This is a genomic window from Halorubrum sp. PV6 (assembly GCF_003990725.2).
GTDB lineage: Archaea > Halobacteriota > Halobacteria > Halobacteriales > Haloferacaceae > Halorubrum.
Genome location: NZ_CP030064.1, coordinates 988,501 through 1,000,249, shown reverse-complemented (window position 1 = coordinate 1,000,249; position 11,749 = coordinate 988,501). Strand labels below are relative to the sequence as shown.

Annotated in this window: 11 protein-coding genes; 5 read left to right on the top strand and 6 right to left on the bottom strand. The window is 68.5% G+C overall.

Going from position 1 to position 11,749, the window contains the following annotated elements; genetic code table 11:
* Positions 1-38: 38 nt before the first annotated feature.
* Positions 39-1,337, bottom strand: coding sequence for a UDP-glucose 6-dehydrogenase AglM (aglM, locus tag DOS48_RS18760; protein WP_127117210.1), 1,299 nt, complete (start codon positions 1,335-1,337; stop codon positions 39-41).
* A gap of 96 nt (positions 1,338-1,433) precedes the next feature.
* Between aglM and DOS48_RS18755 the strand changes: the two genes are divergently transcribed.
* Entirely contained in the window at positions 1,434-1,976 is a 543-nt protein-coding gene (locus DOS48_RS18755) for a TIGR04206 family protein (RefSeq protein WP_127117209.1), read from the top strand.
* Positions 1,977-2,345: 369 nt separating this feature from the next.
* Positions 2,346-3,350 (top strand): hypothetical protein, encoded by a 1,005-nt coding sequence (locus DOS48_RS18750; protein WP_127117208.1) that lies wholly within the window; start codon positions 2,346-2,348, stop codon positions 3,348-3,350.
* Between the two features lie 15 nt (positions 3,351-3,365).
* Here DOS48_RS18750 and aroC read toward each other — a convergent pair whose 3' ends face one another.
* The gene (gene aroC, locus DOS48_RS18745) at positions 3,366-4,553 is read right to left on the bottom strand and encodes a chorismate synthase (RefSeq protein ID WP_127117207.1); all 1,188 of its coding nucleotides are present in this window, start codon (positions 4,551-4,553) and stop codon (positions 3,366-3,368) included.
* A gap of 148 nt (positions 4,554-4,701) precedes the next feature.
* On the opposite strand from aroC, the gene DOS48_RS18740 reads away from it, so the two are divergent.
* From DOS48_RS18740 to hpt, 3 genes are all read left to right on the top strand, one after another.
* Complete coding sequence (locus tag DOS48_RS18740; RefSeq protein ID WP_127117206.1) at positions 4,702-4,923, top strand: hypothetical protein; 222 nt, start codon at positions 4,702-4,704, stop codon at positions 4,921-4,923.
* Positions 4,924-5,007: 84 nt separating this feature from the next.
* Positions 5,008-5,787, top strand: a complete 780-nt coding sequence (locus tag DOS48_RS18735) for an enoyl-CoA hydratase/isomerase family protein (RefSeq protein WP_127117205.1) — start codon at positions 5,008-5,010, stop codon at positions 5,785-5,787.
* Positions 5,788-5,938: 151 nt separating this feature from the next.
* The gene (hpt, locus tag DOS48_RS18730; protein WP_127117204.1) at positions 5,939-6,508 is read left to right on the top strand and encodes a hypoxanthine/guanine phosphoribosyltransferase; all 570 of its coding nucleotides are present in this window, start codon (positions 5,939-5,941) and stop codon (positions 6,506-6,508) included.
* 10 nt (positions 6,509-6,518) lie between these two features.
* On the opposite strand, the gene DOS48_RS18725 is transcribed toward hpt, so the two are convergent.
* From DOS48_RS18725 to glpK, 4 genes are all read right to left on the bottom strand, one after another.
* Entirely contained in the window at positions 6,519-7,199 is a 681-nt protein-coding gene (locus DOS48_RS18725; RefSeq protein ID WP_127117203.1) for an HAD-IIB family hydrolase, read from the bottom strand.
* Between the two features lie 82 nt (positions 7,200-7,281).
* Positions 7,282-8,448: a Cdc6/Cdc18 family protein gene (locus DOS48_RS18720; protein ID WP_127117202.1), complete on the bottom strand. Its 1,167-nt coding sequence runs from the start codon at positions 8,446-8,448 to the stop codon at positions 7,282-7,284.
* A gap of 294 nt (positions 8,449-8,742) precedes the next feature.
* Entirely contained in the window at positions 8,743-9,828 is a 1,086-nt protein-coding gene (locus DOS48_RS18715; RefSeq protein ID WP_127117201.1) for a hypothetical protein, read from the bottom strand.
* Positions 9,829-11,361: a glycerol kinase GlpK gene (glpK, locus tag DOS48_RS18710; protein WP_127117200.1), complete on the bottom strand. Its 1,533-nt coding sequence runs from the start codon at positions 11,359-11,361 to the stop codon at positions 9,829-9,831.
* Positions 11,362-11,749 lie beyond the last annotated feature (388 nt).

The following is an 11,749-nucleotide window of genomic DNA, read 5'->3' as shown; positions in this document are numbered from 1 at the left end:
GAGTAATAAATCGAGGTGATGTGACAGGTGGAACTGCGCTACCAGGTGAGCCCCTCGTAGGTCAGCCCGTCGCGCCGCTCGACGATCCGGCGGCCGTCGATCACGACGGGGTCGGCCATGGCGTCGAACGCGTCGTCGAGCGCCGCGAACTCGTCCCAGTCGGTCACGACGAGCGCGGCGCTCGCCCCCTCGATGGCGTCGGCCGCCGAGTCGGCGTACGCGAGGTCAGGGAAGCGCTCGCGCATGGCGTCGGTCGCGACGGGATCGTAGCCGACGACCTCAGCGCCGCGCGCCTGTAACGCCTCGATAATCGGAATCGCCCGCGAGCTGCGCACGTCGTCGGTGCCGGGTTTAAAAGCGAGACCGAGGACGGCGACGCGCTCGCCCGCGACGTCGACGTGGGAGTCGAGCAGTTCGAGCATGCGCTCCGGTTGGCCGTCGTTCACGGCGACCGCGGCGTCCAGCATCGGCGGCTCGTAGCCGGCCTCGCGGGCCGCCGCCCTAATTGCATCGACGTCTTTCGGAAAACAACTCCCGCCCCAGCCGACCCCCGACCGCAGGAACTTCGCCCCGATCCGGTCGTCGAGGCCGACCGCGTCCATCACCTCGTAGGCGTCGATCCCGAACCGCTTGCAGATGTTTCCAAGGTCGTTCGCCAGCGATATCTTCGACGCGAGGAAGGCGTTGTTCCCGTACTTTATCATCACGGCCGTCTCGGGGTCGGTCCGGATCACAGATACATCCGTGTCGGCCGCGGCGACGAGCGGTTCGTACAGGCGCTCTAACCGCTCCGTCGCCCAGTCGGACTCGGCCCCAAATACTAATTTGTCCGGGTGTTGGAAGTCGTCGACGGCCGACCCTTCGCGGAGGAACTCGGGGTTGGTCGCGAGTTCGACGCGGTCGGCCGCGTCGCCGGCGCCCGCTTCGAGCGCTTCGCGGACCGCTCCGACACCCGGCGGCGTGATCGTGCTCTTGACGACGACGAGGTGACGGGCGTCGCCGTCTGCTGCTTTCAGCGCCTCTCCGGTCATCTCGGCGGCCGCGGTGAGCGCGCCGAGGTCGATGCTCCCGTCCTCGTTCGACGGGGTACCGATCGCGAGGAACGTCACGTCGGCGTCGGGAATGCCGTCGTACTCGGTCGTCGCGCGGAGGCGGTCGCCCGCGTGTTCGGCCAGCAGGTCGTCGAGGCCCGGCTCGTGGATGGCCGCGTGGCCGTCGTTGATCGCCGCGACAACGTCCGAGTCGATGTCGATGGCGGTGGTGTCGTGGCCCGCGTCCGCGAGACAGGCCGCGAGAGTCGTTCCGACGTAGCCGCTTCCGACGACGGTGGCTCGCATATCGGAGAAGCGACCCCCGCACAAAAGAGCGTTGTGCGTCTCGGCGTCTGCGACTGCCTCCGGGCGATACTTACCTCCGGGGCTCCGATCTGTGGTATGTCCGAGGAACCGGAATCGGAGACGGCGAGGGCACGGCGCCGGGCCGCGGCGGACCGCGGTGAGCGCGTCTCTCGCCGGGTGGGATGGCTCCTCGTCGCTGCGCTGCTCGCGGTCCCGATGGCGGTGATCCCCGGAGAGAACCTCACGATCGTGAGCCTCTGGGGGTTCCTCAGCACGTCCGGGCCGGGACTCTTCGCGGGCGGGTACCCCGTGTGGGCGTACTTCGTCGAGCAGCCGCGGCCGTTCGGCGCGCTCCCCCCGTCGATACGCGCGTGGCCGCTCGCGATCGGGTTCTACGCCTTGGCCGCGGGCAGCGCGACCGCCGGGGTGACCTTCGGGCGCGAGGACCGGCGCGTCACCGGGGGCCTGCTCGTGCTCGCCGCCGCCGCGAGCCTCTGGGTCTCCGTCGGGGTCGCGTTCCGGTTCGGCGTCGGGACCACGGCGGGGTGGCTCGCCGTGGTCCCGGTCGGCGCGCTGGCGACGCTGGCGGTCGCGATCGGGGTGTACGGGAACGACCTGCGCGGGATCGTCACGGCGTGACCGGCCACCGGTCCGCGGGGGTCCCGTCCCGAGTGGCTCGCCGCTCGGTTCGCGATCGGTTCACGAGCGCGTGTGTCTCGCAGGCGAAGTCACTCGCCGTCGCCGAGGGCCGCCCGTCGTCGCCGACCGTCACAGACGGTGACACCAAGATAGAAACGTTAATCCGATGGGTGACGATCTGGGCGGTGTAATGTCGACAACAGGTTCCCGCGATCCGACCTCCATCGGTAGCGTCCGCGCCGCTCGTCGGTGTAGACGCGGTACGGGAGGACGTATAGCGACGACCCGCGCAGCGAGAGCGAATCGACGAGCGCCGTCGCGAGCGCGCGTATCGGACTCGACCATGCTCACACAGCGCGGAGGGCGGCGATGAGCCTCTACGCCGTCGACGCGATCGACGACGCGATCGACGCGACGAAGTCGTTCCTCTGGCCGTTCGACCGGGGACGGTGGCTCCGCCTGGCGCTTATTCTCCTGTTCGTCGGGGGAAGCAGCGGATTCTCGCCGTTTCAGTTCACCGGGGGCACGCCCACGGGGACCGGCTCCGACGTTTCGCTCCCGTCTGCGGCCCCCTCGCCGGAGTTCGTCGCACCCGGTGGCGGCGAACTCCTCGTGATCGTGGCCATCTTCGCGCTGATCGCCGCCCTCGTCTTCGGCCTCCTCTTCGTCGGGTCGGTGATGGAGTTCGTCTTCGTCGAGTCGCTCCGACGAGAGGCGGTGTCGATCCGCCGATACTGGGGCGAGTACTGGCGGATCGCCACCCGACTGTTCGGATTCCGGATCCTCTTCGGCGCCGTCACGCTCGCGCTCGTCCTCGCGACGCTCGCGCTCGCGCTGTCGCCGCTCGCCTTTGGAAGCGGCGGCGCCGCGGTCGCACTGGTGATACTCGCCGTCCCGGTATTCATCGTCATCAGTATCGTCAGCGGGCTCGTCGGCGCGTTCACCACGAAGTTCGTCGTGCCGATCATGCTCGTCGAGAGCCGCGGCGTCCTCTCGGCGTGGCGTCGGTTCTGGCCCACGCTGGTCGGGCAGTGGAAGCAGTACGCCGCCTACGCCCTCATCTCGTTCGTCCTCCAGATCGCGACGGGTATCCTCACGGCCATCGTCGTCGTTCTCGGCGCCGTCGTGGCCGCGATCCCATTCGGTATCCTCGGGGTCGCCGGCGCCGCGCTGCTCTCGGTGAGCGAACTCGGCGGGGGGGTCGTGATCGCCGTCGCCGCGTTGCTGTTCGTCTGTGCGGTCGTCGCGCTCGGGCTGATCGTGGCCGTGCCCGTCCAGACGTATCTCAGGTACTACGCGCTGCTCGTCTTGGGCGACACCGAAGCGGAGTTCGACCTGATCGCCGACCGGCGGCAGGCGATCCGAGAGGAGTAGTCCGGCCCCCGATTCCTACTCGTTGTCCGGGCTGCTCGGGTGGTAGCCGGTGTCGTACTGGCCGGGGGTGCCGTCGACGCGGTCGGGGTTGATTCGGCCCGCGAGCAGCATGAAGTCGAGGACGGTGCAGTACAGCATCGCCTCGACGACCGGGACGGCCCGCGGCGGGAGGACGGGGTCGTGGCGGCCGACGACCTGGACCTCCTTCTCCTCGCCCGTCTCCCAGTCCGCGGAGCGCTGCTTTTTCGGGATCGAGGTGGGCGCGTGCCACGTCGCCTCGCCGTAGATGGGTTCGCCGGTGGTGATCCCGCCCTGGAGCCCGCCGTGGTCGTTGCCGACCGGGACCGGGTCGCCCTCCTCGCTTTCGACGTGCTCGAAGGACTCGCCGTCGTCGAACGTCCAGTCCTCGTTGCGGTCGCTGCCGGCGACGTCGGTCGCCTCGTTGCCGAGGCCGTACTCGACGCCCGTCGTCGCCGGAATCGAGAACATGGCCTGGCCGAGTCGCGCGGGGAAGCTGTCGAACCGCGGCGCGCCGAGCCCGCGGGGGACGCCCCGACACTCGAAGTAGATGGATCCGCCGATCGAGTCGCCCTGCTGTTGGTACTCCTCGATCAGCTCCTGCATCTCGGCGGCCGCCTCGGGGTCGGCACAGCGAACGTCGTTCTCCTCGCTGTTCGCGAGGAGTTGCTCGAAAGTCACCGGGTCGGCTTCGACGTCGCCGATCTGGTTGACGTGGGCTTTGATCTCGACGTCGTACTCGGAGGCGTCGAGGACCTGCTCGGCGACCGCGCCGGCCGCCACCCAGTTCACCGTCTCGCGCGCCGAGGAGCGGCCGCCGCCGCCCCAGTTGCGCGTGCCGAACTTCGCGGAGTAGGTGTAATCGCCGTGCGAGGGGCGCGGCGCCGTGACGTACGGCTCGTACTTGCCCGAGCGCGCGTCTTTGTTCTGGATCACCATGCCGATGGGCGTGCCCGTGGTGTAGCCGTCCTGCACGCCGGAGTTGACGACGACCTCGTCCGGCTCGCCCCGCGAGGTGGTGATCATCGACTGGCCCGGCTTACGCCGGTCGAGGTGTGCCTGGATCGCCTCCTCGTCGAGTTCGACGCCCGCGGGGACGCCAGAGACGGTCACGCCCATCGCGTCGCCGTGGCTCTCGCCGTACGTCGTCAGCTGGAAGAGCCGACCGAACCGGTTTCCGTTCATACGAGACCGTATGGCCGAGGGCATATAGGGGTTGCAATCCGCGCAACGGCGTTCCGGGTCGCGGCCGAACGACGCCCCGTACCCGAACGCCACTCCACGCCGCGCCGCGACCGATGGGCGTTTAAAAGCGGGCGTCGTTTGTGCGCCCGTGCGCGAACGTCTCACCTCCGATCTGGGCGTCTACTCCCTCTCCGGGCTGTTCTCGCTCGTCGTGTTCGCCGTGGCGTTAGCGCTGCTCTCACGGACGCTGCCGGACGGGCTCGGCTCCCGGCAACTCGTCGGGCTCGTGGTCGGCTACCTGCTCTTCATGGGCGTTTACACCGTCGCGTGGTACATCTACGCCGAGATCGAGAGCCGCGAACAGACCTGAGTCGGCGCGCGAGCCGGACGAACGTCCGCCGCCCCCGAGTGCCGGCTGCCGAACGGTTTTCACGCCGCCGCGAGACGGGGCCGTATGACAGGCGAGGCGATTACTCTCGACGTCGACGACGACAGCGGCATGGCGACGATCACCGTCGACCGGCCGGCACAGCTCAACGCCCTCACGGTCGACGCGCTCGAAGCACTCGGCGACGCCCTCGACGAGGCCGCGGAAGCGGGGGCTCGCGCGTTGGTGATCGCGGGCGCGGGCGACGAGGCGTTCATCGCCGGCGCGGACATCTCGTACATGGTCGACCTCTCGACGCCGGAGGCGCAGGCGTACGCCGAACTCGGTCACCGCGTCGCGAACGCGATCGAGTCGTTCCCGGCGCCGACGGTCGCCGCAATCGACGGGTACGCGTTCGGCGGCGGCGCCGAAATCGCCCTCGCGTGTGACCTCCGGGTCGCCGCCGAGCGCGCGGTGATCGGACAGACCGAGATCGACCTCGGGATCATCCCCGGCTGGGGCGGGACACAGCGGCTCCCGCGGCTCGTGGGCGACGAGACCGCGCGACGGCTCGTCTTCCTCGGCGAGCGGATCGACGCCAGCGAGGCCGCGGATATCGGGCTGGTCGGCGAGGTCGTCCCGGACGACGCGTTCGACGAGCGGATCGCGGAGCTGTCCCGAGAGCTGGCCGCAAAGCCCGCCGTCGCGACCCGCGCCGCGAAGGAGGCGCTCGACGCGGCCCGCGACGGGGCGACCGAGACCGGTCTCGCCTTGGAGCGGCGGGCGTGGGCGGGGCTCTTCGGCACCCACGACCAGCGTGAGGGGATGGCCGCGTTCGTCGAGAAGCGAGAGCCGGAGTTCGAGTAGGGAGTTCGAGTAGGAGACGTCGCACACCGACTCGGGAGGGGCGAACCGACTTCCGAGGCGACTCACGGGACGCCGGTCGCGGCCCGTGCCATCGGGGTTCACGGGGCCGGACAATCGCCACGCTTTATTAATCCCCCCGAGTACCGGCGACATGGACCAGTTGCGGCAGTCGCTCCTCGACGCGCCCATCATCGAGAAAGGCGAGTACCAGTACTTCGTTCACCCGATCAGCGACGGGGTTCCGATGCTCAAGCCGGAACTCCTCCGCGAGATCGTCATCCGGATCATCCGGAAGGCCGAACTGGAGAACGTCGACAAGATCGTCACCCCCGCGGCGATGGGGATCCACATCTCGACCGCGCTCTCGTTGATGACCGACATCCCGCTCGTCGTCATCCGCAAGCGCCAGTACGGCCTCGACGGCGAGGTTCCGTTATTCCAGGAGACCGGCTACTCGGAGTCGGAGATGTACATCAACGACGTCGAGGAGGGCGACCGCGTGCTCGTGCTTGACGACGTGCTCTCGACGGGCGGCACGATGAAGGCCATCCTCGACGCGCTCACCGACGAGGTCGGCGCCGACGTCGTCGACGTGGTCGCCGTGATCAAGAAGGCCGGCGACAACGAGCTCGACGAGACCGACTACAACGTGAAGACGCTCATCAACGTCACCGTCGACGACGGCGAGGTCGTGATCGTCGACGCGCAGGGCGACGACTGAGACGCCCCTTTTACTCGCTTCGTTTCCTGAGGTCCGCCAGCACGCCGGCGGTGCCGTCCATGTACGACGCCGACACCACGGTGTCCGCGGCGTCGCGCGCGGTCTCGTCAGCGTTGGCGACCGCGTACGACTCGCCGGCGACCGCGAACGTCGAGGCGTCGTTCTCGCTGTCGCCGACGGCGACGAACGCGCCGGGGTCGAGACCGAGCGCGTCGGCGACCCGTTCGAGCGCGCGGCCCTTGCTCACGCCGGTCGATTTGACGTGATACGCGTAGCCGGTGTCGACGACCTCTACGTCGTCGGTGCTCGCGGCGGCCGCGCGCAACAGCGACTCGTCGGCGTCGAGCGACACCGCGACCTCGGTCTCCCGCCAGCGGTTGACCGTGTCTTCGGGCCCCCAGATCGGGTCGCCGCCTCGCTCGCGGAACGCCTCGACGACGGCCCGCGAAGCGGTCGGGTCGCCGAGGACCGTCGTCTCGCCGTCGACGTGGACGACGCCGCCGTTCTCGGCGATGACGGTCTCCGCGCGGCCGAGAAAGTGCGCCAGCGCGACCGGGTAGGGGAACGACTTCCCGGTCGCGAAGACGATCGGCGCGTCCCAATCGGGCAACAGTTCGAAGACGCGAGCGTCGATCCGACCGCTCGCCGTCGTCAGCGTGCCGTCGATATCCAGCGCGAGGGGCGGAACCATACGCCAAATTCGCAGACGGGGCCGAACAGTCTTGCGCTCGCGGCCGTTCGGCGGCCGGAAAAAAGCGGAACAGCCCGCCGCCCTACCACGTCGGGCGGTCGAACAGCTCGCGGAACACGAGCGTCGGGAACCGCGGGACGAGCCGGCTCGGCGGTCGCCCCTTGCCGTCGCTCCGCTTCGCGGTCACGCGTTCGAGCAGCCCGGTGTCCGCGAGCTCGTAGAGCACCCGGCGGATCGTCGAGGCCGACAGGTCGACCGATTCGCGCGAGGCGATCGTCTCCGTCGCCGCGCTCACCGAGGCGCGCTCCTCGTCGGAGAGCCGCACGAGTTCGTAGAGGAGTCGCCCGCGGCTCTCCGAGAGCGCGAGGACTCGTCCGAGGACGACCCCAGGACGCGGGACCGCCTCGATGCCCGTATCGAGGTCCTCCGGGCGCACGGTGGAGGCGCGTGCGCGCTCCGCGGTGATCGCCGCGCCGGCGATGGCCGCCAGCGCGTCGTGGGCGTCGCCGTCGGCCCACTCGCTGACCTCTCGGATCTGGTCGTGCGTGAGCGCGTCGCGCCCGAGGCCGGTCGAACAGCGACTCGTCAGGAGTTCGACGAGCACGTGGCGACGGTACGGCTCGAACTGGACCGTCTCGTTCGGCTCCCACTCGATATCGTCCGGCGGGTCGCGTCCCAGACACACCGGCACGATCCGGTCGCTGAGGGCGGAGAGCCACTCGACGACGGTCGTCGCGCTCGGCGTCTCCGGCTCGTTCACGTGGTCGACGGCGACGACGAGGTCGTGGCGGGCGTCGACGGCGCCCCGCAGCGCCTCGACCAGTTCGTCCGTCCCGATTCCGTGTTCGGGGACGGTGTCGTCGCTGACCGCGGCGAACGCGGCGTGATAGAGCCGGAACCGCGTCGACGCGTGTCTGGCGTCGACGTACACGAATCCGGGCGGCGTCGGCTCGACTGCCCGCGTCGAGGTCTGGATCGCTCGCTGCGGGCCGCTGTGCGACGAGAGCCCGTCGAAAAGCGCCGACGTGATCGCCGACTTCCCCGACCCCTTCGGCCCGTGGATGTAGGCGTCCGCGGGGAGCGAGCCGGAAAACGCCGGCTCGAAGAGGTCGAGGAGCCGCTCTATCGCTGGCCCCCGCCCCACCGGCGAGTCGGTGTGTGACACCGGCGAGACGGCGTCGATATCGACGAGGACCCCCGCCCCGACGTCGTAGCCGAGCCGTCGCTCGATCCGGTCGTCGATGTTCACGGCTGTCCCTCCATCGTATTGAAATAAAACCCGCGTGAATCGCGGTCGCTACCGGGTCCCGCTGGCCGTCGGCCGCATCGCGTGTGACGTGTCATTGGTTCGTCCGGCGGCTTGGTCGTCAGCGTCGTGTCGTTGCGACCGCGTGGCGACTGGCCTGCGGTCGAAGCAGTTCGGAACGGCCGCGCCGATCGACGAGGCGCCGCGGTGGCGTTCGGTCCGCGTGGTGGTACCACGCCGTGACCGTCGGTGATCGGCCGGACCGCGTCGCGGGATCGCGTCGGTGCGATCCCGTCTTCAGATGTATCCCGCGTTCGGCAGGACGCCGATGATGGAGAGGATAGCCACCAGCACCATCGCGATGGCGATGGCCATCGCCGGCGGGTCCACGTGCGTGCCGGAGTGCGCGTAGAACATCCGCTGGGTGACCTCACCGATGAGGCCGCTGACCGCACCGAACACCCCGGCCGCGAGCAGCGCGACGACGCTGCCCGCGATGGGGTCGACCACCACGGCACCGACCGCGCCGATGAGCGTGATGTGGTGTGTCACCGGGATCTTCTCGACGCCCAGCTGGAGGAACAGCAGGCTGATCGCGGAGATCGCGTAGCCGAGGAAGATGCTCCCCGTCTGAATCCAGATGTAGCCGCCGAGGATACCGCCGACGAGACCGATGGCGGTGACGCCGGACCACTTGTACTGGTGCGGCAGCCACGGCTCGGTCGCCGGTCGCCCGGCGTGTTCGGCAGCGCCGCCGTCGGCCTTCGGGTGCGGCTCGTCGCGCTCGAACGGCGACATGTCGAGGAGGCCGTCGCCGAACGGGTTCCCGACGAGCGGGTAGCCGAAGGCGACCCGCGCGAGGAAGGCGCTCAGGACGACGGTCAGGGCGATGGTGTCGGTGACCGGGACGCCGGCGATGGCGATGAGGCCGCCGGCGACGCGGTTGATGAGGACGCCGATCACGCCGAAGACCGCACCCACCGCGAGGATGTCGGGCTTCGTACCGAACGCGTAGGTGATGTCCTTCCCGAAGTGGTAGCCCGCGTCGGCGGGGTTCATGTCCGGGTACTTCTTGCCGGCGTACGCCGAGGCGGCCACACCGCCCGCGAAGGCGATGTGCGGCCCGGTGATCGCACCGAAGCCGATGACGCCCGTGATGCCGGCCGCGAGCTCGCCGGCCGGGATGACCTCGAGTGCGCCGATCTGGCGCTGGAGGATCCCGATCCCCTCACCCAGGAAGACGACGAACCCGGTGAAGATGAACGCCGGGAGCGCGCCGATGGCGGCGCCGAACGCCCCGCCGGCCAGCGCGGTGATGAGGAGCAGCAGGAACGGCTCTACCTCCATCCCGATGATCGGGATCTGTAGGAGCAGCTCGTTCATTTAGGCTTCCTCCTGGGCCCAGTTCAGGGAGCGCTCGACCGCGTCGTCCCAGCGGTCGTACAGCTTGTCGACGTCTTCCTGCTCCTTCTCCGGGGAGAACTCCCGGTCGACCTGCCAGTTGTCGCGGAGCTCGTCGACGGTGTCCCAGTAGCCGACCGCGAGGCCGGCGGCGTACGCCGAGCCGAGCGCGGTAGTCTCGTCGACCTCGGGCCGGACGATGTCCGTCTGGATGATGTCGGACTGGAGCTGACAGAGGAAGTTGTTCTTGACCGCGCCGCCGTCGACGCGGAGGCTCGTCATCTCGACGCCGGAGTCGGCCTCCATCGCCTCCGCGAGGTCGCGGGTCTGGTAGGCGATCGATTCGAGCGTCGCGCGGACGATGTGTTCTTTCGTCGTCCCGCGGGTCATCCCGACGAGGGTCCCGCGAGCGCGGCCGTCCCAGTGCGGGGCGCCGAGCCCGGTGAACGCCGGGACCATGTAGACGCCGTCGGTCGAGTCGACCGACCGGGCCAGCTCCGCGGTCTGGGCCGCGTTGTTGATGAGGTCGATATCTTCGAGGAACTCGATCGCCGCGCCGGCGATGAAGATGGACCCCTCCAGCGCGTACTGGACCGGCTCGCCGGACATCTGGAACCCGACGGTCGTGAGCAGGCCGTTGTCGGAGGCGACGGCCTCCTCGCCGGTGTTCATCAGGTAGAACGCGCCGGTGCCGTAGGTGTTCTTCGCGTCGCCTTTATCAAAGCAGGTCTGTCCGAACAGCGCGGCCTGCTGGTCGCCGAGCGCGCCGGCGACGGGAACCTCTTCGCCGAGGAACCCGTCCGCGTCGGTGTGGCCGTAGTACTCCTCGTCGGAGGACGGCCGGACTTCGGGTACCATCTCTTTGGGCACGTCGAACTCGTCTAAGAGTTCGTCGTCCCACTCCATCTCCCGGATGTTGTACAGCATCGTCCGGGAGGCGTTGGTGACGTCCGTGATGTGGTTGCCCGTCAGGTTGTAGATGAGCCACGCGTCGATGGTCCCCATGAGCAGCTCGCCCTCGCGAGCGCGGTCACGGAGGTCGCCGCCGCGGGAGCTCTGCATCTTGAGCGGCTCCGCGTTGTCGAGGATCCACTCGGTCTTGGTCGCGGAGAAGTAGGCGTCACACTCCAGTCCGGTCTTCTCGCGGATCTCTTCGACTTTGCCCGCCTCCTGAATCTCCTCGACTCTGTCCGTCGTCCGCCGGTCCTGCCACACGAGCGCGTTGTGGACCGGCTTTCCGGAGTCTTTGTCCCAGACGATCGTCGTCTCGCGCTGGTTGGTGATTCCGAGTGCTTCGAGCTGGCTCGCTTCGAGGCCCGCGTCCGCCAGGCCGTCGAGAACGACTTGCTTCGTGTTTTCCCAGATCTCGATCGGGTCGTGTTCGACCCATCCCGGATTCGGGTAGATCTGTTCGTGCTGTTCGTACGCGTTCGCGACGACTTGTCCCTCATGGTCGAACACCATGAATCGGGTACCGGTCGTCCCCTGGTCTATCGCACCGACATACTGTGTCATGTATTGGATCCCTCGTGTGGCGCTGGTCCGCGTGCGACGCCGGCGACAGCCGCACGATAGTCGCCGACCGGGAGACCGTTGTGTCCCCCGAACAGCCGGTCACACCGCCGCAACCGGCCGCCCACCGATCGGGCGCGCCGTCGTGGCTCGATCGGTGAGGTCCTGTCGCCGCCGCCGCGACATATCTTCACGGAAGCTACCACGCCACTCGTGAACATAATGTACTACCATAATAATCTTGCTGTTAAAATCCGTCTCAACGAGCAAGAGAAAAACATTACTTATAAACAAACGTATTCCGGAAAGCGTTGTTCAACTTGAATGACCCTGATAGTTATGCTCGACACCCACTAGGAGGTAAAGTAAAGTGGACGGGGTCTATACCTGA